Source organism: Vreelandella sp. L-15, assembly GCF_056857635.1.
In genome coordinates, this window is record NZ_JBSXNN010000027.1 from 15259 (window position 1) to 40374 (window position 25116).

A 25116-nucleotide genomic window follows, 5' to 3' on the forward strand; every position below is an offset into this window, starting at 1 on the left:
GAATCGCTGGAAAACCCACAGCGCTACGACAAAGCTAAGCGACAGCGACGAGGACTGCAACCGCCTGCTCATCGATGTCTTATTTTTTTCACGTTACGCACCTCTTAGCAGGATGATCCATGCACGGACTGTTACGACGCCTGTTCGCTCCTCGGTGGCAACACCCCGATCCCGAGGTGCGCCGCAAGGCACTCCATCAGCTTGACCCTCAGCAAACAGAGCAGCGGGAGGCCCTACACACTCTCGCCAACGATAGCGACAGCACTATTCAGTTAGCGGCGCTGCTCGCGCTTGACGATCTCAATGGCCTGCTTGTCGCCTATGAGCAGCACAGCCAGGACGAAGCATGGTTCAACGCCGTTTGCCAGCGGCTCACCGGGGCTGAGGGCCATGTAGACTTGCAGCAACGCCAAGCTCACGTGGAGAGCCTGACCGATCAACGACTGCTGAATACGATTGCCATGCAGGGCGATAACCTGGGGCTACGTCTCACCGCACTAAAGCAGCTGACGAGTGAAGAAGACTGGGTGCAGCAGGCGTGCCATAACAGCGTCGCGGCGGTACGTCATCAAGCAGCAGAGCGGGTCAACGACGAAGAGAACCTAAAGAGGCTGCTTAAAGAGGCGCGCCGTGACCGCCAGGTGGTTCGCTTCGCTAAAGAGAAGCTCACCCAGCTGCGTAACGATGCTGAATGGCTTGCAGAACAGCAGGCCCAACGGGAGCACCTGCTCACCCAGTTAGAGCAGCATGCCCGCGCCCCCTGGGAACCGCTTTACGGTGGCCGCTTCCGCCATTTAGAAAGAGAGTGGCAACACCTCAGTCATCCGCCCAGCGTTAGCCAGGAGCAGCGCTTTCATCAAGCGGTGCTGAGCTGCCGCAAAACGCTCCACGACCATGAAACTCAAGAGCAGGCCCACCAGCAAAGCCTTGCCCGCCGCGCTGAAGCAGAAAACACCCGCGATCAGCTGCTAGAAGGGCTAGAAGAGACGCTAGAGGGGCTTACCCACGCCAACGAGCTGACCGCTCAGGACATTGACAGCCTACGCGCTCAGCGCCAGCTCTTGGGCCAGCGCTGGCAGTCGCTCTCGGACCTTCACCCGCCGAATGAGGCCACCCAGCAGCGCTACAGCCAAGCGCTCAAGCAGTATGAGCAGAGCATGGAAGCCTGGCAGCGTTGGCAAACAGTGAGCCTTGCAGTAGAGCAAGCCTTGGCCAACAGCGATCACGACGGGCTAGCAGAGCACGTCGCCCAGTGCCGCTGGCCAGCGACGCTGACGGCCCCATCGTTGCTCGCTCAGGCGCAAAAGCAGCTTGCCACACAACATGCTCCGCCCCAGCAGCCAGGCCTCTCCCTTAATGCGCTTAGCGCTGAGTTGGATAACTTTGAACACCTGTTAGAGCGCGGAGCATTTAAAAGTGCCAGCCGTTTACATCAGCGTTTAAAGCCCGCCATTGAAGCGCTGACAAGCGGCGATGCCAAACCGCTAAAAAGCCGCTTAAAGCACCTGGGTGCGCGGCTTGCCGAACTGCGCGACTGGCGCGGCTTTGTAGCAGGCCCTAAACGTGAGCAGCTCTGCGCCAGCATTGAGGCATTGGCAGACGATCCGCATATGGCGGAGTCTGCGCTTGACCGGCACCACCGCCAACTGGTGAAAGAGTGGAAAGCACTCGGCGATGCGGCGGCCAACAGAGAGCAATCGGCCCGCTTTCGGGCGGCCTCTGGCCGGATCCATGAGCGCCTAGCGCCCTGGCGTGCACAGCTTGACCAGGAACGAGAGGCCAACCTGCACGGCCGCGAAGCGCTGTGCGAGCAGCTGGAAACGCTGCTTGCTCAACCCGCTGAAGATGCCGACCCCGATATGCTGCGGGAGATTCGTGATAAAGCGCGCCACCAATGGCGTCACTACTCTCCGGTGCCCCGGGAGCGCTCCGAGGCCATTGGCCGCCGTTTTGGGGCAATCCGTCACCGCCTGCAGGCGCTCATTGACCAGCGTGCTGAGCAGATCGCCGCACAAAAGCGTGAGCTGATTGAGCAAGTGCAAGCACTGCAAAACGATAGTGAACAGCCACTGGCAACGCGCATTACGCGCACCAAGCAGCTACAGCAGCAATGGCGCTCGTTAGGCCGCGCGCCCAAAGGGGAGGAGCAAGCACTATGGAAGACCTTCCGCAGCGCCTGCGACCAGCTGTTTGCTCAGCGCGACGCGCATAAGCACGAACAAGCCAACCGCCAGCAGCAAACGCTTGACCAACTGCAGGCCATTATTGATGAAATGGATGGCTGGCAACCTACCCAGGCAGATGAATCGGAGCGGCTAGATACCTACCTTGCCAGTATCAGCCAGCTAGAGCCTATGCCCCGCAATCGCCGTAGCGAAGGGATGCAGCGCCGCCTCAGTGGCATTGTGCGAGCCAAACGAGAGCGTTTAAGCCGCCTAGAAATTGTTGGCCAGGTGCAGCAGTGGCATGCGTTACTACCGCTAGTGAATGCGCACTTACATGCTGACCAGCAAGCGCTCAATGGTGAGGGCGCACAGGCCGTGGAGGCTACCAGCGAGATATCCATTGAGCTAACAGAGGCCTTCAACGAAGCACACCAGCAGCGCAATCACGCTCGCCTCTCTACCCCACTGCCACTTTCAAGTGAGCAACAGAGTGCGTTAGAAGAGCAGTTGGCACGCCTAAGAGTCCATCTTTCATTGCTCGCCTTAGGCAGCGTCAAACAGCGTGATGAACCACTGCGACTCGCCATTCAAGTTGAGCGCTTAAACAGCGGCATTCATACTGAGCGCAGTAAAGCGGATGAGCTGGACGAGGTACTGGTGGCGCTGTTGGCGCTAGGGCCAATGCCCCACAACTTATGGCTGCAAGAAGTCAATGAGCTGGATAACCTACTGAGCCGTTTGGCCCGCCCGCCCCAGCCATAACTCGCTTACACATAGCGCTAGCACACAAAGCAAACGGGAGGCGCATCGCCCCCCGTTTTTTGCTTTCTTTCTTGTGAAAAGATCGCTGGTGCTTAATGGTAGGGCTTAGCCCATAAACTGGCCGCCGTTAATATCAATGTTGGCACCTGTGATAAAGCCGGACTCTTTGTCGGCCAGGAACGTCACCAAACGACCAATCTCTTCTGGGGTGCCGTAGCGTTTTACCGGAATCGTCTCACGAATCGCTTCACGAACCTGCTCCGGAATTTTCATAATCATGTCGGTGGCGATATAGCCGGGGGAGACGGTATTCACGGTAATACCCTTCGTGGCCGTTTCCTGCGCCAACGACATGGTTAACCCGTGCATTCCCGCTTTGGCCGCTGCGTAGTTCACCTGACCAAACTGGCCTTTACGACCGTTGATGGATGAGATGTTAATAATGCGCCCATAGCCATTCTCCAGCATTCCCTCAATGACGCTACGGCAAGTATTGAAGACGCTATTAAGGTTAGTATCAATCACTTGATACCACTGCTCATAGGACATCTTTTTCATGGTGCCATCGCGGGTAATGCCTGCGCAGTTGACCAGCACGCTGATCGGCCCATGTTTTTCATGGATTTCGCGGGCACCTTCGAGACAGGCGTTATGGTCGGACAAATCAACACCCGATAATGCGATATTGTTATAGCCGTCGGCTTGCTGGGTTTCCAGCCAGATTTTGGCTTTGTCGGGATTATGGTACCCCGCCACCACCAGATAACCCGCATCTGCCAACGAACGACAAATTGCCGTTCCGATTCCACCAGTTCCACCAGTTACCCAGGCGACGGGGGCTTGATTGGCCATTGACTACCTCCCTGATAAGACAAATGGCTTGGACTTTAATCACTGTTATGGCGTCGCAAGCCACTCTGAATAAGCGCATTCGCGCTTCTTTCACTCACAGCACGCCGCTTGTTCTATTGGGCGACACACCGACAGTAAGCTTTTTGTTATGCTGATTGAAAGCATAGCTTTACTCCCTCAATGTTGCAGCACGATGAAGATGACTGCCAGCAAGAAAGCGATTTATATGAGGGGTTGACTTAGCGTCAAAAATGCGTAGAATACGCCACACGTTGATGCGGGGTGGAGCAGTCTGGTAGCTCGTCGGGCTCATAACCCGAAGGTCATCGGTTCAAATCCGGTCCCCGCTACCAATATTTTGAAAGGCAGATCAGTTACTTACTGATCTGCCTTTTTTGTTTTTGTTTGTCTGCAAACTTCCTGTGACACATCTGTGACGTATATGTGACACATTCGCTCCGTTGCTTGCGTCAGTAATTTATTCTTACGACCTTCAGTCAACGGCTGGCAGTATTAATCATCTCTAATTTCCTCATGATTTTTTTGAATTTCTAGCAGATCGCCCACCTCACAATTGAAAAGCTTGCATAGCTTATCCAGTGCATCCAGCTCGATTCGCTGAGCAGTTTCTTTATAAAGAAGCGTAACAGTATTGCGGTTAAGCCCTGTTTCACGCGCAACATCCACAATCTTCATTTTGTGCTCACCCATCAAGCGCGCGAGATGACAACGAACCATCAAAACCTCCTGAAAATGCTTTTTTTGCTATCCTGAATGTCAAAAAACGATTGCGAATGGTTTTTTGCTGTCTAAAATGTCATCCAGGATCGCATTCTGATATTTGGGATGCCTTTTAGTCACGCAGAATACCACTCCTTTTGGAGGTTTTCGATGGAATCATCTTATACCTATCTCACGACCGAAGAGCTTGCCCAGCGCATCAAGTACGACTGCCGTACTATCCGACAGCAGCTAAAAGACAGCGTCCTTATCGAGGGCACCCACTACATCAAGCCATTTGGACGACGGAAAATTTTGTTCTTGTGGGAAGCCGTTGGAAAAGAAATACTTAAAGCCGCTCATGGCACTATTTCCATTCCGATGGCAAATGGAGGCTATAGCCATGGGTAAGGTTTCCTATAAGAACTGAACTACCTAGCCACCTGTTGCATTCATAAACCTCACTATTTGAACCTCACCATCCGTGGTGAAGTGATGACGCTCAGGTTTTTTCTTCATGGCCGCCACAATGCTCGCTTTAAGCCGCTGGGTATCACCCGGATAACGCCGCATTACAGCGCGTAAATCTACCGAGTGCTCATTGCCCAAGCAAAGGAGTAGTCGCCCTTCTGCCGTCACCCGAACACGATTACAGGCACCACAGAAATTATGGCTATGGGGAGAGATGAAGCCAATGCGCGACTGGCTGTCTACCATGCGGTAATAACGGGATGGCCCTAGGGTAGTCTCGGTGGTGGGCAGGAGTTGATAATGGTTTTCTATGGTCTCGCGTACCGCATCAGTGGAAAGAAAGGTTTCACCACGATTATGTTCGCTGATAGCGCCCAGCGGCATCTCCTCGATAAAGCTGATATCGGCTTGCTCATTCCGGGCAAAGTTTACCAAGTCGAGAATTTCGTCGTCATTGCGCCCCTTGAGCAGTACGGCGTTGAGCTTAATCGACTGAAAGCCAGCGCGGCGCGCTGCACGGATACCCGCGACCACCTGATCAAGATCCCCCGTTCGGGTTAATGCTTTAAAGCGTTCGGGCTTGAGCGAGTCGAGGCTAATATTGAGCCGATGTAGCCCGCCTTGCCGCAAAGCATCGGCATGCTTGACCAAGCCTGAGCCGTTGGTGGTCATCGCCAGCTCGCGCAGACCTTCCAATGCACCGAGTTTTTGCACTAGCGTGAGTACGCCCTGGCGTACCAGCGGCTCCCCGCCGGTTAGGCGGATTTTCTCTACGCCCAGCTCGACAAACGCCTGCGAAAGCGCGGCTATCTCTTCAAGGGTCAGCAGCTGGGCGCGTGGCAGAAAGGTCATTTCCTCAGCCATGCAGTACACACAGCGAAAATCACAACGATCAGTCACCGATATACGCAGGTAACGCACCGTGCGGCCAAACCCATCTACTAGTGCACTCATTCTACGGGCTCCTCTTGGGTACTGGCATTAACGGGCAGCCGGGCAATGAGTCCTTTTACCTCTGCGGTAACCTCGGTAATTGTTTGCTCATCATAAAACTGACCCCGTCGCTTGCGCAGGCCGTTTTCATATAGCTTTACGTGCTCTGTGGGTATCACATCCGCTTTGGCGAGACAGTGGCTGGCGCAGTGCATCTGGCACCCGTCAATGGCTACGATAGGGCGCCCGGAGCGGGCAATGCGCACCAGACCGGGCACACCACCGCCCACACCGGCAATGCAGGACATTTCTGCCTCTCCTGCATGGTCAAGACGCAGGGCAACGCTATTGGCAAGTTGCGCCACATCAGAGCAGCCGGAGCAGGCATAAATCAGTGTGCGGGGTTTGTGATGTGAAGACATACCCTCTCCTATAAAAAGAAAACAGCATCAGCAGCCACAGTGAGTATAAAAATTCAAGCGGCGAACTGATTAATGGGGTAGTAGTGGTAGGTGCTCCCTTCTGCTACGTCTGTTTCGGGATTGATCATTAAATAGCCATCGGCTTGGCTAGCCGCGCTGAGCATATGCGAGCCCTGTCCACCCGCTAACTGCGCCACCGGCAACTCTCTTGCCCAGTCCAGCACCACCCTTAACAGCTCACAACGCCCCCTGGGGCCGCGCTGAGAAAAGCCTGCCATAACGGGATAACTCTGCAACGCAGCGACACTTCTACCTTGCATGGCATGGATAAACGGCAGCGCCAGCAGTTGCCAGCCCACAAGGGACGCCACGGGGTTACCCGGCAGCGCCATTAACGGGGTGGAAGAGGAAGACTCCGCGCCTAGATAACCGAAAGCAAAGGGCTTCCCTGGCTTCATCGCGACACCATGAAAATGTAGTCCACCGCGCTGCTCGATCACCGGACGAACATGATCCTCTTCGCCTACCGAAACGCCCCCAGTGCACATCACCACATCTGCAACGGTTTGTGCGTGTTCAAAGGCCTGATGCAATGACGCCGGCGAATCAGCGATGACGCCCAAATCCAGCACGTCGCACTGAGCTTGCGCTAGCAGTACGCTAAGCATGGCGCGATTGCTGTCGTACACCTGCCCCGGAGACCGCGACATGCCAGGGGCAATCAGTTCATCTCCGGTTGAGAGCAGTGCCACCCGCAGGCGCCGTTTGACGGTCACGGCATTGATTCCATGGCTTGCCAACAACGCAATCGACGCGGCATCAAGAAACTTACCCGCGGCGAGTAGCGGGGTTCCCATGCGGGTCTCCTCGCCTTGACGGCGAATATTAGCGCCTACCACCACGTTACCCTCAAGGTGTATATGCCCGTGCTGATCAAGGGTGACCCGCTCTTGAGGCACCACAATATCTGCCCCCACGGGCACCGGCGCGCCGGTAAAAATACGCGCGCAGCCTCCTTTCGGTAGTAGCATGACGCCTGCGCCCGCCGGTACGCGCTGAAGAATGGGTAAGCCTGCGCCGGGAGGTGCCGCTTGGTAATCAGCCAGGCACAGCGCGTAACCATCCATAGCGCTATTATCCACACCCGGCATATCGAGAGGTGCGACCAGCGTTTCTGCCAGCACTCGCCCCGCCGATTGTTCTAGGGTGATGTTTTCTACTGCATTAATGGGCGTGGCGGCGTCGATAAGCCGTTGGCGTGCATCAAACAGATCTAACAAGCCGGGCGTGACTATTTCTGCGCAGTGACAGTTCATAAACGCACCCCATCATTGGCAGAGGTCGTTGTGTGACGCCCGTTACACAGGGTCGCTGAAGGCAGGACCATGGCGGCGAAGTTGCAGGGCCGAGTGCGGGCGTCCAGCTGCAAAGCGATAATTCTGTCCCACGCCAACGCACACGCTTTGGGCGAGCCGGGCATCGCGAATATCATCGTTCGGTTGGCCACCCCCGCGACGGCGCGAGACTGGATCGTCGCTGTGCCAATGGTCTTCAGGGAGTAGTGGCGGAACAGCTCGCCATACCCCTCAATCGCTTTGTCGAACAGCGGTATCAACGCCTCGGGAGTGGTATCCCGGGCAGTAAAACCGGTGCCACCATTAACCAGGATCGCGTGGATATCTGTTCGTGCAATCCATCCCGAGACCACGGCGCGAACCTGGTAGATATCATCAGGTACGATGCGTCTCTCTACCAGAATATGGCCGCTTTCGTTCAGATGCTTAACCAGCAGGTCACCGCTGCCATCCTCGTCGAAGCCACGCGTATCGGAAACCGTTAGTACTGCGATGCCAAGCGGGGTGAAAAGAGCATTTACAGGAACATGGGACATCAAGCCTCTCCTATTAGCTTTCCTACTGCATCAAGCTGCCGCCAGCATCGTCATCCAGAACAATCCCCTCGACGCCTATTTCGCTCTCTAACGCCAGCAAATAGTGGCGCAACGCACGTCGCGTCGCCTGCTCCCGGAGGCTGTGGCGCACTCGGTCGGCCACCTGATCGAAAGGTAACGCCCGCCCTTCACGCCGTTCGTCAATGATTACTACATGCCAGCCATAGCGAGACGCCAAGGGGCGCTCGTGAAGGCCTTCGGGCAGGTGCTGCAAAGCGCGATCCAGCTCAGGAACGGTCTGGCCTGACACTAGCCAGCCCAAATCACCATCCATCTCTTTTGAAGGGCACGCGGAGTGGTATTGCGCAAATTCGGCAAACCGCTCGGGTATGGAATTAAGTTCTTTAAGCAGTTTTTCGCCAAGCTGGTACGCGTCATCGCGGCCCTGGGAGTCATCTGGCGCCGCTGCTAGCAGAATATGCCTTACACGTAGCTGGGTCGGCTCGCTGAAGCGCTCACGGTGGGTATCAAAAAAGCGTTGGCAATCGGCTTCTCCCGGCTCGGGCACCTCAAGTTCCTGCTCAAGCAAGGCAGCAATCGCCGCATCCTCCTGCGCTTCGCTGGCTTCCTGTGTCGATAGTAGACCCAGGACGTTAGCTCGCTGGCGCAGCAGCTCTCTAACCACTAAGGCACGAGCCGCCTGAAGCTGGGCCTCCCCCGCCGTTTCGGCGGGGTGATACTGCATCTCTAACGCAATCGTTGCTTCATCGATACTAGCGTCGCCGACGCGCACCGGAGGCGGGGCGACACCCCCTGGTAGTTGTTCGATATCAATCATCTGCATGTTATTTCTCCTCTAGGCCTGGGCAAGCACAGCAAGTGTTTAGGCGCGACGGCGGACAAGCTGATAGCGCCGGGTCACATAGCCAAACGGTACGCTCCACACATGCACCAAGCGCGAGAAGGGGAACAGCAGGATGATGGTCAGACCGATAAAGATATGCAGTTTGTAGATCCATGACACTTCCTGCATATAGTCCGCTGCGCCGCCGCTAAAGAAGACGATGGATTGCGCCCAGCTGGAGAGTGTCAACATCATCTCGCCGTCCATATGGCCTAGCGAGAAAATGATGGTCACCATGCCAAGACATGCCTGTAAGACGATCAAACCCAGGATCAAGGTATCCATCATGCTCGACGACGCCTTTACGCGAGGATTGACCACTCGCCGATAGAGCAACATGGCGCCGCCCACCACGCACATGGCACCGGCGATACCGCCGACCACGATGGCAATCAGCTGTTTGGTACCGGCATGCAGGAAAGGCGCATAGACCCAGTGTGGCGTGAGCATGCCCACCAAATGACCGAAGAAGATGACGATAATCCCGATATGGAACAGGTTGCTGGCCAGGCGCATGTTTTTTGAGGACAGCATTTGGCTGGAGCCGGTCTTCCAGGTGAACTGGCCTTGGTCGTAACGCATGAGACTGCCGACCAAGAACACCGTACCGGCCAGGTAGGGGTAATAGCCGTAGATAAGATGTTGCAGATATTCTATGAACATGGCGTTTCTCCTTTTAGCGATCGGCCACGGTTGAGGGAGGGGAAGCGCTCCAGGCGGACGGCATGATTTTGACGGGGTCGCTGTGCACCGCATTCTTGCGTTCAGCAAGCCGCCGCCCTTCCGCAGACTGCAGCGCGCAGTCTTCGTCAGAAGTGGCCGAGAAGCGTACTGCCTCTTCTTCCCATACGGCGTCCAATGCTTCGGGCGTGTTGTCAGGCGCTTCTTTTTTGACCTGGGGCCGATGCTCTTCGACCTCGCCCTCGGCCCCAATTAACGCCAAAAGTGACAGCGGTACTAGCGCGTGATCCGCTCCCCGCTCCTCCAGTCGTGCGGTCAGCAGCGCCAGGATATGGCGTATTTCGCCCAGCCAGCGGCCGATCTCGGCTTCGTCGCACATCGAAAGGTATTCAAGAAATACCGGTAGATGATCGGGCAGTTCACGGGCATCCAACTCGAACCCGGCCGCGCTGTACTCAGCCATAAGATCCACCATGGCCTGACCACGATCACGGGACTCGCCGTGAACGTGTTCGAATAGCAGCAGCGAGGTAGCCCGTCCCTTATCGAACATGGCGACGTACTCGGCCTGCAGCTCAAGCAAGTCACCATCTTGGAGACGCTGACACCACACCATTAGCGACGACTTGAGAGCCGCCCCCAGGCGGCGCTCGGCATTGAGGATTTCGATGAGTTCACCGCTGGCATCCTGCAGTTCCTGGGTCGGGTAATCGAGCAGGCGGGCCAGTACGCGCAGGCTTCGCATACCCTGTAGCGGCTCGAACGACGGCTCTACCGGGGTGGGCGATTGGGTAGCGGCTTCAGTCATGACGAGACTCCTCAAATTGTGGCTGCGGGTCGAAGACCTCTACCGGTTTTACCAAAACGCTAGTCTGCTTACGGCCATTGAACAGGCTGGATTGGCTCTCACCGTGGCAACCATCGCCAAAGGTAAAACCGCATCCCCCCCTTTCGGGGAAGGCCTCGGTGGCCAACTCGCGATGGCTGGTGGGGATCACGAAACGATCCTCGTAGTTGGCAATGGCCAGGTAGCGGTACATCTCCTCTACTTGGGCCACGCTCAGCCCCACGGCATCGAGCACTTCGGCGTTGGGGGTACCCTCCACGTGCTTGCCGCGCATGTAGACACGCATCGCCATTAAGCGCTTGAGCGCCAACACCACAGGCTCTTCCTCGCCGGCTGTCAACAGGTTAGCCAGGTACTTCACCGGGATACGTAGTGATTCGATCTTGGGCAGGATGCCGTCGAACTCCACATGGCCTGCCTCGGCGGCGGACTGAATCGGCGACAGCGGCGGCACGTACCACACCATCGGCAGCGTGCGGTATTCCGGGTGCAGCGGCAGCGCCAATCCCCAGTCGATGGCCATCTTATAGACCGGTGAGGCTTGGGCCGCCTTGATGACGTTCTCCTGGATACCATCCCGCCGGGCCTGGGCAATCACTTCCGGATCATTGGGATCAAGGAAGATCTCGCACTGGCGATGGTAGAGATCACGCTCATCCGGCGAGCTTGCCACTTCTTCAATGCGGTCAGCGTCATAGAGCAGAACACCGAGATAGCGAATGCGGCCCACACAGGTCTCGGAGCAGATAGTTGGCTGACCGGCCTCGATACGCGGGTAGCAGAAGATACACTTCTCGGACTTACCGCTTTTCCAGTTGTAGTAGATCTTCTTGTAGGGGCAGCCGGAGATACACATCCGCCAGCCACGGCACTTGTCCTGGTCGATTAGAACGATGCCGTCCTCTTCTCGTTTGTAGATGGCACCGCTCGGGCAAGCCGCTACACAGGTAGGATTCAAGCAGTGCTCGCACAGGCGCGGCAGGTACATCATGAAGGTGTTTTCAAACTGGCCGTAAATATCCGCCTGCACCTTGTCGAAGTTGGCGTCTTTACGCCGCTTGGCGAACTCGGTGCCCAGGATCTCTTCCCAGTTCGGGCCCCATTCGATCTTTTTCATGCGCTGACCGGAAATCAGCGAGCGTGGGCGTGCCACCGGCTGGTGCTCGCCGATCTTGGCGGTATGCAGGTGTTGGTAGTCGAAAGTGAACGGCTCATAGTAGTCGTCCATTTCGGGCAGGTCGGGGTTGGCGAAGATATTCGCCAGCACCCGCCATTTGCCACCAATACGCGGTTCAATCCGGCCATCGGTACGGCGCATCCAGCCGCCCTTCCACTTGGCCTGGTTCTCCCACTCTTTGGGATAGCCGATACCGGGCTTAGTCTCGACATTGTTGAACCAGGCGTACTCCATACCTTCGCGACTGGTCCAGACATTTTTGCAGGTCACCGAACAGGTGTGGCAACCGATACACTTATCAAGGTTGAGAACCATGCCTACCTGGGAACGAATTTTCATTTCACGGCCTCCTGAACGCTGTCATTGCCTTCACCATCCAGCCAGTCAACGTGTTTCATCTTGCGCACTAACACGAACTCATCGCGGTTTGAGCCGACGGTGCCGTAATAATTAAAACTGTAAGAGAGCTGCGCGTAGCCGCCGATCATATGGGTTGGCTTGGGGCAGACACGGGTGACCGAGTTGTGAATACCGCCCCGCGTGCCGGTGACCTCAGAGCCTGGGACGTTCACGTTGCGCTCCTGAGCGTGATACATCATCACCATGCCCGCCTTGACCCGCTGGCTGACCACTGCCCGCGCGGCAATCGAGCCGTTGGCGTTGTAGACCTCGATCCAGTCGTTGTCCTCGATATCGATCTCGGCTGCATCCGCCTCGGAGAGCCACACCACCGGGCCGCCGCGGTTGAGCGTCAACATCAGCAGATTGTCGGAGTAAGTGGAGTGAATGCCCCACTTCTGGTGCGGCGTGAGGAAGTTCAGCGCCTTGCTCTTGAAACCATTGTCGGCGGGCAGCGTGAAGCCTTTGGCTGCCTTGGTATCGATGGGCGGGCGATAGACCAGCAGGCTTTCGCCGAAAGCGCGCATCCAGGCATGATCCTGATAGAACTGCTGACGTCCACTCACGGTGCGCCAGGGAATCAGCTCGTGAACATTGGTGTAACCGGCGTTATAGGAGACGTGCTCATCCTCTAGGCCGGACCAGGTCGGGCTGGAAATGATCTTGCGCGGCTGAGCGACGATATCGCGAAAGCGAATTTTCTCTTCGTGTTTGGGCCTAGCCAAATGCGTGTGATCACGCCCGGTAATTTTGGAGAGTGCATCCCACGCTTTTACTGCCACGGCGCCGTTGGTTTCCGGTGCCAGGGTCAGAATCATCTCAGCGGCATCGATAGCGCTGTCGATCAATGGGCGGCCTTTATGTGGGCCATCCAACTTGCGATGGTTGAGTTTGCCCAGCAGCTCGACTTCAGCATCGGTATTCCAAGCGATGCCCTTGCCACCGTTACCGATGCTTTCCAGCAACGGCCCTACTGAGGTGAAGCGCTCATAGGTTTCGGGATAGTTGCGTTTGACCTCGATCAGTGATGGCATGGTCTTGCCGGGAATCGGCGCGCATTCGCCCTTCTTCCAATCCATCACCGCCGGCTGGGCCAACTCTCCTGGCGAGTCGTGCTGCATCGGCAGCGTGACCAGGTCGGTCTCTTCGCCCAGGTGGCCTACACACACCTTGGAGAAAGCCTTGGCAATACCCTTGTAAATATCCCAGTCGCTGCGCGATTCCCAAGCGGGGTCGGTGGCGGCAGTCAACGGGTGGATAAAGGGGTGCATGTCAGAGGTGTTAAGGTCGTCCTTCTCGTACCAGGTCGCCGTGGGCAGCACGATATCCGAGTAGAGGCAGGTGGTGGACATGCGGAAATCCAGCGTCACCAGCAGGTCGAGCTTGCCTTCCGGCGCCTCGTCACGCCATACCACTTCTTCGGGCTTCTGGCCGCCGAAGTCGCCCAGGTCTTTACCCTGAATACCGTGACGAGTACCCAGCAGGTACTTGAGCATATACTCATGGCCCTTACCGGAACTGCCCAGCAGGTTGGAGCGCCAGATGAACATATTGCGCGGGAAGTTCTCTGGCGCGTCCGGGTCTTCTGCGGCAAAGCGCAGTTCGCCGCTCTTGAGCTGCTGAACGGCATAGTCGGCTGTCGACATACCCGCGGCTTCAGCTTTTTTCGCCAGGCGCAGCGGGTTAGCGTCCAGTTGAGGTGCTGACGGCAGCCAGCCCATACGCTCAGCGCGCACGTTAAAGTCGATCAGGCTACCGGGGTAATCCTCGGCCTTGGCCAACGGCGAAAGAATTTCTTTAATCTCAAGCTTCTCGTAGCGCCACTGGGAGGAGTGGTTATAGAAGAACGAGGTGGAGTTCATATGACGCGGCGGACGCTGCCAATCAAGGCCAAAGGCTAGCGGGGTCCAGCCCGTCTGCGGGCGCAATTTCTCCTGACCCACATAGTGAGCCCAGCCGCCACCGCTCTGACCGATGCAGCCGCACATGACCAACATGTTAATCAGGCCGCGGTAGTTCATGTCCATGTGGTACCAGTGATTCATACCGGCACCGACGATGATCATGCTACGGCCGTTGGTTTTATGAGCGTTGTCGGCAAATTCACGGGCAATGCGGGTGCACTGCTCTGCCGAGACACCGGTGATTTTCTCCTGCCACGCGGGGGTATAGGGGCGAATCTGATCAAACGAGGTCGCGCCATCATCTTCGCCGTCGCCGACAAAGCCACGGTCGATACCGTAGTTGGCACACATCAGATCAAAAACGGTGACCGCCAGCATTTCGCTGCCATCGGCTCTCTTCAAGCGTTTGGCGGGCAAATTGTGGAACAGCAGGTCGTCAGCAGCACCAACGCCAGCTCCTTTGACGTGCTCAAAGTGCTCGTGCTCGATACCGCCGAAGTAAGGGAACGCCACGCGCGCGACGCTGTCGTGGTGGTTGACCAAACTCAGTAACGGCTTGATTTCAGTGCCTGCGGCATCCAGCGATTCCAGGTTCCACTTGCCCACTTCGTCGCCGGTTTCACCCCAGCGGAAACCAATAGAGCCACGCGGCACTACCAGCTGATCGCGGGTTTCGTCCCAGGCAACGGTTTTCCATTCAGGGTTGTTTTCCTGATCCAGGGCGGCATCAAAATCACTGGCCCGCAATTGGCGGCCCGGCGCGAAACTGCCATCCGCACGCGCTTCTAGTTCCACCAGGAACGGCATATCGGTATAGCGGCGCACGTAGTCAGTGAAGTAGGCACTGGGGTTGTCGAGGTGGAACTCTTTGAGAATGACATGCCCCATGGCCATGGCTAGCGCGGCGTCGGTGCCCTGCTTGGCAGAGAGCCACTCGTCGGTGAGCTTGGAGACCTCAGCGTAGTCCGGCGTAATCGAGACGGTTTTGGTGCCTTTGTAGCGCACTTCGGTAAAGAAGTGGGCATCCGGGGTACGCGTCTGAGGGACGTTGGAACCCCAAGCGATGATGTAGCCGGAGTTATACCAATCGGCAGATTCAGGTACATCGGTCTGCTCGCCCCAGGTCATGGGCGACGCGGGAGGCAAGTCGCAGTACCAGTCATAGAAGCTCATGCAGACACCACCGATCAACGACAGGTAGCGGCTGCCGGCCGCATAGCTGACCATCGACATGGCGGGAATTGGCGAGAAGCCGATGATCCGGTCGGGGCCATACTGTTTGGCGGTGTAAACGTTCGAAGCCGCCACCAGCTCGTTTAACTCGTCCCAGTCACCACGCACAAAGCCACCCATGCCGCGAGCACGCTTGTACTGCTTGGTCTTGGCGGGGTCTTCAACAATCGACGCCCACGCATCGACCGGGTCGGGATGTGCCTTAAGCGCTTCGCGCCATAGCGCCAGCAGTGGCTTACGAACCAATGGGTACTTAAGACGGTTGGCGCTATACATGTACCAGGAGTAGCTGGCACCGCGCGGGCAGCCACGCGGCTCATGGTTGGGCAGGTCGGGGCGGGTGCGGGGGTAGTCGGTCTGCTGGGTCTCCCAGGTTACCAGACCGTTTTTAACGTAAATTTTCCAGCTACACGAACCGGTGCAGTTAACACCGTGGGTGCTGCGGACCACTTTGTCGTGCTGCCAGCGGGCACGATAACTATCTTCCCATTGGCGGGATTCGCTGCGCAGTTCACCGTGTTCGTTGGCGAAGGGCTCGCGGGCCTTGCGGAAGAAATTCAGCCGATCTATGAAGTGACTCATGGTCGATCTCCAGGCTCCTCGGAAATTTGCATTACCCGTCAGGCGGGTTCCATAGAGAGGAGTCTGCGCGATCGACACCAGAATTACTGCGTGATTACCTCCATATACACCCCATCTACCCCCAAGGTGATAGAGCAGAAAACGTTAAGGAATAGACACTAGCTACCCATGTCATTATACGGTCCGCGAGTAGCGATTTTCCTTCGGCGTCAGGTAAGCATCAAACGCCATGGCGAGATTGCGGATCATTAACCGGCCCGCCGGCAACACCTCGACTTCATCGTTGCGCAAGGCAATCAAGCCATCGTCGGCCATCTCTTCCAGCTCCTTCAATGCCTTGGCGAAGTAACTGCCAAACTCAATGCCGTGGCGAGCCTCGATAGCAGCGAACTCAAGATGGCCGTGACACATCAGGGTATTGATGACATCACGACGTAGGATGTCGTCATCGCTGAGGCGATAGCCACGGAAGACCGGTAAACGCCCCTCGTCCAGTCGGTGCTGGTACTGGGCCGTCTCTTTCACGTTTTGACTGTAGGTATCCCCCACCTTGCCGATGGAGGTGATGCCTAACCCAATCATGTCGCAATCGGCGTGGGTCGAATAGCCCTGAAAGTTACGCTGCAACGTGCCATTTTCACGGGCCACGCTCAGCTCGTCATCCGGCAGAGCGAAGTGGTCCATACCGATGTAGACGTAACCAGCAGCGGTCAGGCGATTGATCGTTAGCTCCAACAGCTCCAGCTTGCGCTCTGGCGGCGGCATATCCTCAGGGCGGATCAATCGCTGAGCCTTGAACAATTCCGGTAAATGAGCGTAGCTGTAAGCGGCAATGCGATCTGGTTGCAGATCAATAATCTTGCTCAGCGTGGTATCAAAACTGGCTACCGTCTGTAGCGGTAGGCCATAGATCAAATCCACACTGACCGATTCAAAGCCGGCGTCACGGGCGGCCTTAACCAGCGAGACCACCTGCTCTTCGCTCTGCACGCGGTTGACCGCTTGCTGCACCTCGTGATCAAAATCCTGCACGCCGAAGCTCAACCGATTGAACCCTAGTGCGAACAGTTCATACACCTGCTCGGAGGTTACCGTGCGCGGGTCTAATTCTAGCGAAAACTCGCGCTCTTCAGGCGCGGCAAAATGAAAGGCATCATCCAATGTCGCCATCAACTCGCCCAACTGAGCGTTACTCAGATAAGTGGGCGTGCCGCCCCCTAGGTGAAGCTGCGTTATTCGTCGCGTGCTATCGAACAGCGCTCCTTGAACGCTAATCTCCTGCTTTAGCCACTGAAGATACTCCGCTGCCCGCTCGGTGTTATGAGTAATGATTTTATTGCAGGCGCAGTAGTAGCACAGGCTTTTGCAGAACGGGATATGTACATAAACCGACAGTGGCTTTGGTTCTTCAGCCTGATTACTGCGCTCGGCGGCGCTGCGGTAGTCATCCTCGGCAAACGCCGCATGAAACTGTGGCGCCGTCGGGTAGGAGGTGTAGCGGGGTCCTGGCCGGTCATACTTTTCTACCAGGGGGCGGTTGAACAACGGCTCGTCTTGCATAATTAACGGAGTCTCTAGCGGTAGGCGCAGCAAGCGCTGGTTAATATTCATACAGTATACGTTTTAAAAAAACCTGCATCCATCGCATGGCCCTGCGGCGTTCCGTCCCCTTTGAAAGCCTTCTCATAATGACCTGAGTCAAAGGGAGGCAAACAATAGGCGACTACTATGCTCAGGTTTTCATCTTAAGGAGTCTTCGCAATGGAGCTTGTATGCCCTGCTGGCAACTTGCCCGCCTTGAAGCGTGCGGTGGATGAAGGAGCCGATGCCGTTTACTTCGGTTTTCAAAATGCGACGAATGCGCGCCAGTTTGCTGGGCTAAATTTCACCGACAAGCGCGCCCGCGAAGGGATCGACTACGCCCATCAACGCGGCAAACGAATACTTTGCGCGATTAACACCTACCCCCAACCCGATGGCTGGCAACAGTGGACCCGCGCCGTGGATCAGGCGGCCGACCTAGGCGTCGATGCTTTAATTCTAGCCGATATGGGGCTACTTGATTACGCCGCCCAGCGCCACCCCAACGTGGCTCGTCACCTGTCGGTACAAGGGTCGGCCACCAGCCATGAAGCACTACGTTTCTACCATGACCACTTTGGCATCACGCGTGCCGTATTGCCCCGAGTGTTATCTATCACCCAGGTACGTGACTTAGCCAAGCAAACGCCAGTGGAACTCGAAGTGTTTGCCTTTGGTAGCTTATGCATTATGGCGGAAGGCCGCTGCTACCTCTCTTCCTACCTCACCGGCGATTCACCCAATACTCGAGGCGTCTGCTCACCTGCGGCACATGTTCGCTGGGAAGAGACGCCCCAAGGTCTAGAATCGCGGCTTAACAATGTGCTTATTGACCGCTACGCGGAAGGTGTACGCGCAGGCTACCCCACCCTGTGCAAAGGCCGCTTTGAGGTGGGCGGTGAGACCTATCACGCCATTGAAGAACCCACTAGCCTCAACACCCTGGAACTGTTGCCCGAATTGCGTGAACTGGGTATTAGCGCAGTTAAAATTGAAGGCCGCCAGCGCAGTCCCGCGTATGTGTCTAAAGTAGCCGGCATTTGGCGTCAGGCACTGGACCGTCTTGAAGATGCGCCTGGACGCTTTCAACCAGAACATGCCTGGATGGCTGGCCTTGCCGAGCTTTCCGAAGGTGCTACCACTACCTTAGGCGCCTACGAGCGACGCTGGAAATAGGAGCTCTCCATGTCTACCCCGACTCTGCAACTGTCCCTGGGCCCGGTACTGTTCTACTGGACACAAGAGCGCTACGCCAATTTCTACCGCGAAGCAGCCGACTGGCCGGTGGAGATCGTTACCCTAGGCGAGACCGTCTGCTCCAGGCGTCGCGATATGAAACTGGACGACTGGCTAGGCATTGGGCGCGAGCTCACCCAGGCGGGCAAGCAGGTGGTACTCGCCAGCCAGACCTTGATCGAGTCTGAGGCTGATCTGCGTGACTTGCGCAAGCTGTGTGACAACGGTGATTTTATCGTCGAGGCCAATGACCAAAGTGCCCTGCAGCGCCTCTCCAGTGCCGGACTGCCGTTTATCGCCGGTGCTGCGCTCAACCTCTACAACCCGGCGACACTGGGCGTTATGGCCCGTGCCGGCATGCGGCGTTGGCAAGCGCCGGTGGAAATGTCACAGCAAGACTTAGCCAAGCTTATTCACGATTGCCACCAGGCAGGCATTCCCCACCCATGCGAAGTATTCGCCTACGGTCATCTCCCCTTGGCCTGGTCGTCACGCTGCTTTACCGCCCGGCGTCACCAAACACCCAAAGACCGCTGCAAGTTCGTCTGCCAAAAGTACCCCGAAGGCTTGGTGCTACGTTCACAAGAATCCCGGGATGTTTTTACCCTGAACGGTATTCAAACCCTTTCCAGCGCCTGCCAGGATCTGCGCCATGAACTGACGGTCATGGCGGATATGGGGGTATCAGTGGCACGTCTCAGCCCAAGAGCGGAAGGCATGGCCGAGGTGGTCAAGGCTTTCGATCAGTCCCGCCACGGCAGGTTAGCTACGCCCGATCCTTTAACGCTGGTGGATGCTGAAATCTGCGACGGTTACTGGTATGGCCGACCGGGCATGGATAACACCCGCACGATGACTGGCTAAAGCCATAGCCTAGGCGCCACCACGTCTTACTATTTTTCCCCACCATTTTTGATCTGGATCATTTATTGCAAAATCCTGAACGCTTACCCTTTAGCACCACATATAGTATTTATTTTTATTAAATCTAGCATATATAGGTGAATTGGGTGAAAAGCTCCACAAGCGTTCAGGTAGCAAAGCATCATATTGACGTCGCCTCGACGGTCAATGAGTACCTCCAACGCGCCGACTGGCGTGTTCACGCCAATGCCAACCAGGGCTATTCATTGGGCGGTTTAATCCTCAACGTCTCGGGCAAGTTGATAGCCAACTACTGGCTCGATGAGATTTACCCCCACGCCGTGGGGGAAGCTCATAGGGAAGGTGATTTGCATATTCACGACCTGGATATGCTGTGCGGCTATTGCGCCGGCTGGTCGCTACGTACTTTGCTTCTAGAGGGATTCAATGGGGTGCCGGGACGAGCCGAAAGCAACCCGCCCCGCCACCTTTCAAGTGCCCTGGGGCAAATGGTTAATTTTCTTGGCACCTTGCAGAACGAGTGGGCAGGGGCACAAGCCTTCAGCTCTTTCGATACCTATCTGGCACCCTACGTGCGCAAGGACAGACTCACCTATGCACAGGTCAAGCAGGCGCTTCAGGAATTCATCTACAACCTCAATGTGCCTTCGCGCTGGGGTAGTCAGACACCCTTCACCAACCTAACCTTCGACTGGGTCTGCCCCGACGACTTGCGCCAACAGGTACCGGTTATCGGCGGAGAGGAGCAGCCGTTCAGTTACGGCGAACTGCAGGTTGAAATGGACTTGATCAACCGGGCCTATTTGGAAGTGATGGAGGCCGGGGATCGCCACGGGCGTGTGTTCACCTTCCCGATACCCACTTATAACATCACCCATGATTTCGACTGGGAAAGCGACAACGCCGAGCGACTTTTTGCACTGACCGCCAAGTACGGCCTGCCCTACTTTCAAAACTTTCTAAATTCGGATCTGGAACCCCACATGGTGCGTTCCATGTGCTGCCGCCTGCAGCTTGATTTAAGTGAGCTGCTCAAACGCGGCAACGGTCTGTTCGGCAGCGCGGAGCAAACCGGATCGTTGGGAGTAGTGACGATCAACTGCGCCCGGCTGGGTTACCGCTTTGCCGGCGACCGAGCAGGGCTGTTCAACGAGCTGGATCGCTTACTGTCGCTCGGGCGCGATAGCCTCGAACTCAAGCGCGAGCGCATTCAGCAACTAATGGATCAGGGGCTCTACCCCTTTACCCAGCGCTACCTGGGCACGTTACGCAATCATTTCTCTACTCTGGGTGTGAATGGGCTCAACGAAATGGTGCGCAACTTTACTGGGGATCGCTGCGATATCGCCGACGCCCAAGGGCTGCAGCTGGCGCTGGATCTTCTTGACCACGTCCGGGAGCGGATGCGCGAATTTCAAGAACAGACCGGCCATATGTATAACCTTGAAGCTACCCCTGCAGAGGGCACCACGCACCGCTTTGCCCGGGAGGATCTGACGCGCTTTCCTGACATTCGTCAGGCCGGTACACCCGAGGCGCCCTACTACACCAATTCCAGCCAATTGCCGGTGGGTCATACCGATGATCCCTTTGAGGCACTGAGCCATCAAGACCCCTTACAGACTCGCTACACCGGTGGCACGGTATTGCATCTCTATATGCGCGAACGGATTACCTCGGCCTCAGCCTGTCGCAAGCTGGTTAAAACGGCGCTCTCTCACTTTCGCTTACCCTACCTCACAGTCACACCCACCTTTTCGATCTGCCCGGTACATGGCTACCTGGCGGGTGAACATGAGTTCTGCCCCAAGTGCGACGAAGCACTGTGGGCAAAAACGGCGAGCGCAATCGACGCCGCCACGGCTTGAGGCATTTGCCTCACTTTTTATCAACTCGTTTAAGGAACACGCTAATGCAAACCTCTCAATATGCTAGCTTGCCCACTGAGCAGCGCCAGCGCTGCGAAGTCTGGACCCGTGTCATGGGTTACCACCGCCCGGTAAGTCAGTTCAATATCGGCAAACGTGCCGAACACCAGGAGCGCCGCCATTTTACTGAAGCCGCCGCCTCTCGGTAGCTAGCCTTCACTTTTCTCTAACGACGGCTGGGGGGTCTGGCGACAGGCGCCCCAGCAGAGGGATATCACTATGGCTATGCAGACGACACTTGACGACATCACAACTAAATTATCTTCGATTCGGCTGCCGATTGCCGGCCTTGTGCCCATGACCACCCTGGATTATCCCGATCATCTGGCGTGCGTTGTCTTTCTCCAAGGCTGCCCGCTACGCTGCGGCTACTGCCACAATCCCAACATGATCCCGCCACGCCGAGGTGAACCCCAGGAGTGGCAAGCGATACTGGAATTCCTGAGCACCCGGCAAGGCCTGCTGGAAGCGGTGGTTTTCAGCGGTGGTGAGCCCACCCTGAATGCCGATTTGTCCGATGCAGTAAAGGAAGTGAAAGCATTGGGCTTTAAGGTGGGACTACATACCGCCGGCCCTTATCCTGACCGCCTCACCCAGCTATTACCGCACCTTGACTGGGTGGGGCTGGATGTAAAAGGACGCGGAAAAGCGTTTGACCGCATCTGCGGCCGTCCCGGCATCTGGCAATTGCATGCCCGTAGCTTGGAGGCTTTGCTCGACAGCGGACTCAATTTCGAGTGCCGTACCACCATTCACTGGAAAGATTTTCAGCTTGCCGATGTGGAACGCCTGGCACTGAGTCTTGCCGACTGTGGGGTACGCCACTATGCGCTGCAGGTGGCCCGCAGCGAGCAATGCTTCGACCCTACCTATTCTCAGCCAGTTGCCAATACTCCATCTACAGCTCAGATGAATGCGCTGGTAAGCCGTTTGAAACCGCACTTTGACCAGCTTGAGCTAAGGCAATAACGCTTTCCTTCTTGACTCAGGTCAGCATTAATACCCCCATGTTCTGATTGCAACTTACTGAACGTTCATACAACATGTTTCTTTTACAGTTGGATTACTCTCGGAGCAAAGCGCACTCCATGCATCTCACTCGATTCACCGATTATTCAATACGCGTGCTGATCTTTCTCGCCGTGAAAGGCGAAGAGCGTTCTACTATCAATGAGATCGCAGAGACCTTTGATATTTCTCGCAATCATCTGATGAAAGTCGTTCAGGAGCTTAGCCAGAAGAACTACGTTACCGCTATTCGGGGCAAGAACGGTGGCCTATTGCTCACGCGAGACCCCGCTACTATCGTGCTAGGTAAACTAGTGCGCGAAATGGAACATGGCATGGAGCTAGTCGAGTGCTTTCATAGCGATAACAACTGCATCATTACTCCCTCGTGTCGGCTCCAGCCCATTCTAAACGAAGCCTTGTCAGCGTTTCTGGAGGTGCTTGACCGCTATACTCTGGCAGATGTGTTGTCCAATCGTTACCCGCAGTTGGCAGGACTAATGCGTATCCCCACCGTCAATGTCTAACGATCACTAGAAACAACCCTATTAATTTCAGCTAAGGAAATTCTGCATAGTTGCTCTAAAATAAATGCATTAAAAATGCATTTTAACACGCTATTAATGATTCCCACTTTGCCGAATGAGGTACTCTATGGCTATCTCCCCATCCTCCATACCCTCCGCATCTCACTCCGAGTCCACTTCAACGTCGACTTCCTCTAATACGTTTAAGAAAAGCCGCGGGCGTGGCACGGCTATCGTTGTCTATATGCTCTTTCTGGGTAGCGTGTTAGCGGTGGTCACCGCCCCCATAGGGGTACTCATTGCCCACATGAAGAGAAACGATGCCGAGGAGTGGGTCGATTCCCATTTGCAGTTTCAAATTAGAACGTTTTGGGTAGGACTTTTAGGCGGGGTGTTGTTCACGGGAATTTGGCATCTACTGGGCTGGCTCGGGCTACCCGCCGTAGCTCCCTGGGCTCTGGGTTACCTCTATTTTACAGCCTGCCTGATCTGGATGGTGGGCCGTTGCGGAGTAGGCATTACCCACCTCACCAACAACCGTCCAGTGGCTAACCCACGCAGTCTTGCCTTTGGCGGTGCCCGGGTCACCCTGGCTGATCGCTAATGAGCGTTTAAATACCTCAATGGTTTTAATACGCCTGCACCCAGACGGATGCAGGCGCCATCTATTATTCGTTCAGCCATCCTGACCGTCGACTCGCGCCTGCAGCAACGGCCAAGTGTAGTGCACGACGAATATTGCGTAGGCCACGCACCAGAAGATGATGCCCAGCGTATAGGTCCAGTGGGTGATCTGGGGAAATAACGCCAAGACGGGTGAGCGCACCAAGGCGGCTATTAGCATTAAGCCCAGCGCCACACCAATACCGGGCAAAGTGCGTATGGGGCGGCCCGTATGACCTAGCGAAACTCTGGCCATCATGGCCAGCATCATGGTGCCCATGCCACCAATGGTCAGGGCGTGCACGGCAAGTTCAACGCGCATCAGCCCCATGAGTGCCAAGACCCACATGACAAGACCTAGCGGAATGCAGGCGTAGCTGCCGTGCAGTCCCCAAAGTAAAGGTTCACGCCAGCTATGCAACCCACCCCAACGCGCCATGCGAACAGTATTGGCCAACGCCGCTAAGAGCATCACTCCCCCCATTAATAAAGCAGGAATGGCAACCCCCAACATGATGACCAGCTGCAGCACGACTACGCCAGCCGTACTCACCAGCGTCACTCCTTCGAGTAAAGCAATAGGTTCAGGTTTGGTGCGGCCCAAGCGATTGGCAGTGAACATGGCAATCACGCGCCCGCCCACTACGGTCATCATCAGTGTGATCAACAGTACGGCCAAGTAGGCGGCTTGGCGGATCAGCTCGGCGTCACCCTGCATCACCCCTAAGTGCATCGCCAGATTAGCCGTGGCAAATAGCAACAGCACAGGTATAAAGATCAAGTTGCGCCACCGCTTTGCGGTAATGACCAGTCGCGCCATAACAATGGCGACCACGGGAAGAAATGCAAGGTCAACCGCCAGCAGCAGCCATCCTGGCAAATCCATGGGAAAAGCCATCAGCACTCTACCCAATAGCCATAACACCACCAGTCCCAATAGCGGCCCGCCGTTTAAGCTTGGCAATCCTGTCCAGTTTCGTACAGCGGTGAGCAAAAACCCTCCGATCACCGCTGCGGCAAAACCAAACAACATTTCATGCTGATGCCAGAACACCAGGCCGCCATAAGGGCGCAGCAAAATATTGCCATGCCAAAAGCCCAGCCATACCAGTAGAGATAAAATACTGAACAGCGCTGCCAACAGGAAAAAGGGCCGAAAAGCCAGCCGCAACAACGGCAGCTGCTTGAGCTTGGAGGCAGGTTGGGAGGAGGTGATAGTCGACATAGCATAATACCCCACTGAATTACTTGGATTTGCATTGTGCGCCAGGCCAATTACAAAAACCATGACAAGTATCAAAAATGCATCTTATAGACTCAGATAAGCTTCATCGTCGCTCGATAC

22 protein-coding genes and 1 tRNA gene are annotated in these 25116 nt (G+C 56.1%); 10 read left to right on the plus strand and 13 right to left on the minus strand.

Annotated features, from left to right (window positions below; genetic code table 11):
- The first annotated feature begins 119 nt into the window (after nucleotides 1-119).
- A complete protein-coding gene (locus AC13CY_RS02660; RefSeq protein ID WP_483052264.1) occupies nucleotides 120-2927 on the plus strand; it encodes a DUF349 domain-containing protein in 2808 nt (935 codons plus the stop codon).
- Nucleotides 2928-3032: 105 nt separating this feature from the next.
- Here the strand turns inward: AC13CY_RS02660 and phbB are convergent, their stop codons facing one another.
- On the minus strand, nucleotides 3033-3779 hold the full coding sequence (gene phbB / locus AC13CY_RS02665; RefSeq protein WP_062359496.1) for an acetoacetyl-CoA reductase: 747 nt from the start codon (nucleotides 3777-3779) through the stop codon (nucleotides 3033-3035).
- A 276-nt stretch (nucleotides 3780-4055) separates the two neighbouring features.
- Here phbB and AC13CY_RS02670 point away from each other — a divergent pair.
- Nucleotides 4056-4132 (plus strand) — tRNA-Met (locus AC13CY_RS02670).
- A 160-nt stretch (nucleotides 4133-4292) separates the two neighbouring features.
- On the opposite strand, the gene AC13CY_RS02675 is transcribed toward AC13CY_RS02670, so the two are convergent.
- Nucleotides 4293-4517 (minus strand): helix-turn-helix domain-containing protein, encoded by a 225-nt coding sequence (locus AC13CY_RS02675; protein ID WP_062375251.1) that lies wholly within the window; start codon nucleotides 4515-4517, stop codon nucleotides 4293-4295.
- Between the two features lie 153 nt (nucleotides 4518-4670).
- On the opposite strand from AC13CY_RS02675, the gene AC13CY_RS02680 reads away from it, so the two are divergent.
- Nucleotides 4671-4910, plus strand: a complete 240-nt coding sequence (locus AC13CY_RS02680) for a hypothetical protein (RefSeq protein WP_062375253.1) — start codon at nucleotides 4671-4673, stop codon at nucleotides 4908-4910.
- Nucleotides 4911-4934: 24 nt separating this feature from the next.
- Here the strand turns inward: AC13CY_RS02680 and moaA are convergent, their stop codons facing one another.
- From moaA to hemN, 10 genes are all read right to left on the minus strand, one after another.
- Nucleotides 4935-5924 carry a GTP 3',8-cyclase MoaA gene (gene moaA / locus AC13CY_RS02685; protein WP_062375254.1) on the minus strand — a complete coding sequence of 330 codons (990 nt, stop codon included), beginning with the start codon at nucleotides 5922-5924 and terminating at the stop codon, nucleotides 4935-4937.
- Nucleotides 5921-6325, minus strand: a complete 405-nt coding sequence (locus AC13CY_RS02690) for a putative zinc-binding protein (protein WP_062362481.1) — start codon at nucleotides 6323-6325, stop codon at nucleotides 5921-5923. The genes moaA and AC13CY_RS02690 overlap by 4 nt, the downstream gene beginning before the upstream one ends.
- A 53-nt stretch (nucleotides 6326-6378) precedes the next feature.
- On the minus strand, nucleotides 6379-7641 hold the full coding sequence (locus tag AC13CY_RS02695; protein WP_062362484.1) for a molybdopterin molybdotransferase MoeA: 1263 nt from the start codon (nucleotides 7639-7641) through the stop codon (nucleotides 6379-6381).
- Entirely contained in the window at nucleotides 7638-8216 is a 579-nt protein-coding gene (moaB, locus tag AC13CY_RS02700) for a molybdenum cofactor biosynthesis protein B (protein ID WP_062375258.1), read from the minus strand. The genes AC13CY_RS02695 and moaB overlap by 4 nt, the downstream gene beginning before the upstream one ends.
- Nucleotides 8217-8238: 22 nt before the next feature.
- Nucleotides 8239-9060, minus strand: coding sequence for a peptidylprolyl isomerase (locus AC13CY_RS02705; RefSeq protein ID WP_062362490.1), 822 nt, complete (start codon nucleotides 9058-9060; stop codon nucleotides 8239-8241).
- Nucleotides 9061-9099: 39 nt separating this feature from the next.
- The gene (gene narI, locus AC13CY_RS02710; RefSeq protein ID WP_062362493.1) at nucleotides 9100-9783 is read right to left on the minus strand and encodes a respiratory nitrate reductase subunit gamma; all 684 of its coding nucleotides are present in this window, start codon (nucleotides 9781-9783) and stop codon (nucleotides 9100-9102) included.
- Between the two features lie 13 nt (nucleotides 9784-9796).
- On the minus strand, nucleotides 9797-10609 hold the full coding sequence (gene narJ, locus AC13CY_RS02715; protein ID WP_483052265.1) for a nitrate reductase molybdenum cofactor assembly chaperone: 813 nt from the start codon (nucleotides 10607-10609) through the stop codon (nucleotides 9797-9799).
- Nucleotides 10602-12164 carry a nitrate reductase subunit beta gene (narH, locus tag AC13CY_RS02720; protein ID WP_483052266.1) on the minus strand — a complete coding sequence of 521 codons (1563 nt, stop codon included), beginning with the start codon at nucleotides 12162-12164 and terminating at the stop codon, nucleotides 10602-10604. The genes narJ and narH overlap by 8 nt, the downstream gene beginning before the upstream one ends.
- Nucleotides 12161-15943 carry a nitrate reductase subunit alpha gene (locus AC13CY_RS02725; protein ID WP_483052267.1) on the minus strand — a complete coding sequence of 1261 codons (3783 nt, stop codon included), beginning with the start codon at nucleotides 15941-15943 and terminating at the stop codon, nucleotides 12161-12163. The genes narH and AC13CY_RS02725 overlap by 4 nt, the downstream gene beginning before the upstream one ends.
- A gap of 174 nt (nucleotides 15944-16117) precedes the next feature.
- Entirely contained in the window at nucleotides 16118-17503 is a 1386-nt protein-coding gene (gene hemN, locus AC13CY_RS02730) for an oxygen-independent coproporphyrinogen III oxidase (RefSeq protein WP_483052272.1), read from the minus strand.
- A gap of 201 nt (nucleotides 17504-17704) precedes the next feature.
- Here hemN and ubiU point away from each other — a divergent pair, with 201 nt between their 5' ends.
- The 7 genes from ubiU (at nucleotide 17705) to AC13CY_RS02765 (ending at nucleotide 23712) form a co-directional block, all read left to right on the plus strand.
- Nucleotides 17705-18700, plus strand: coding sequence for a ubiquinone anaerobic biosynthesis protein UbiU (ubiU, locus tag AC13CY_RS02735; RefSeq protein ID WP_483052268.1), 996 nt, complete (start codon nucleotides 17705-17707; stop codon nucleotides 18698-18700).
- Between the two features lie 9 nt (nucleotides 18701-18709).
- On the plus strand, nucleotides 18710-19624 hold the full coding sequence (locus AC13CY_RS02740) for a U32 family peptidase (protein WP_483052269.1): 915 nt from the start codon (nucleotides 18710-18712) through the stop codon (nucleotides 19622-19624).
- A 137-nt stretch (nucleotides 19625-19761) separates the two neighbouring features.
- Nucleotides 19762-21513 (plus strand): ribonucleoside triphosphate reductase, encoded by a 1752-nt coding sequence (locus AC13CY_RS02745; protein ID WP_483052270.1) that lies wholly within the window; start codon nucleotides 19762-19764, stop codon nucleotides 21511-21513.
- A gap of 44 nt (nucleotides 21514-21557) precedes the next feature.
- The gene (gene nrdD / locus AC13CY_RS02750) at nucleotides 21558-21722 is read left to right on the plus strand and encodes an anaerobic ribonucleoside-triphosphate reductase (protein WP_027959384.1); all 165 of its coding nucleotides are present in this window, start codon (nucleotides 21558-21560) and stop codon (nucleotides 21720-21722) included.
- A 70-nt stretch (nucleotides 21723-21792) separates the two neighbouring features.
- Nucleotides 21793-22542 (plus strand): anaerobic ribonucleoside-triphosphate reductase activating protein, encoded by a 750-nt coding sequence (locus AC13CY_RS02755; protein ID WP_230835094.1) that lies wholly within the window; start codon nucleotides 21793-21795, stop codon nucleotides 22540-22542.
- 119 nt (nucleotides 22543-22661) lie between these two features.
- Nucleotides 22662-23108: an Rrf2 family transcriptional regulator gene (locus tag AC13CY_RS02760; protein WP_022523538.1), complete on the plus strand. Its 447-nt coding sequence runs from the start codon at nucleotides 22662-22664 to the stop codon at nucleotides 23106-23108.
- A 127-nt stretch (nucleotides 23109-23235) separates the two neighbouring features.
- Nucleotides 23236-23712 carry a DUF4870 family protein gene (locus AC13CY_RS02765; RefSeq protein WP_230835095.1) on the plus strand — a complete coding sequence of 159 codons (477 nt, stop codon included), beginning with the start codon at nucleotides 23236-23238 and terminating at the stop codon, nucleotides 23710-23712.
- A 72-nt stretch (nucleotides 23713-23784) separates the two neighbouring features.
- Here AC13CY_RS02765 and AC13CY_RS02770 read toward each other — a convergent pair whose 3' ends face one another.
- The gene (locus AC13CY_RS02770; protein ID WP_230835096.1) at nucleotides 23785-24996 is read right to left on the minus strand and encodes an NnrS family protein; all 1212 of its coding nucleotides are present in this window, start codon (nucleotides 24994-24996) and stop codon (nucleotides 23785-23787) included.
- Nucleotides 24997-25116 lie beyond the last annotated feature (120 nt).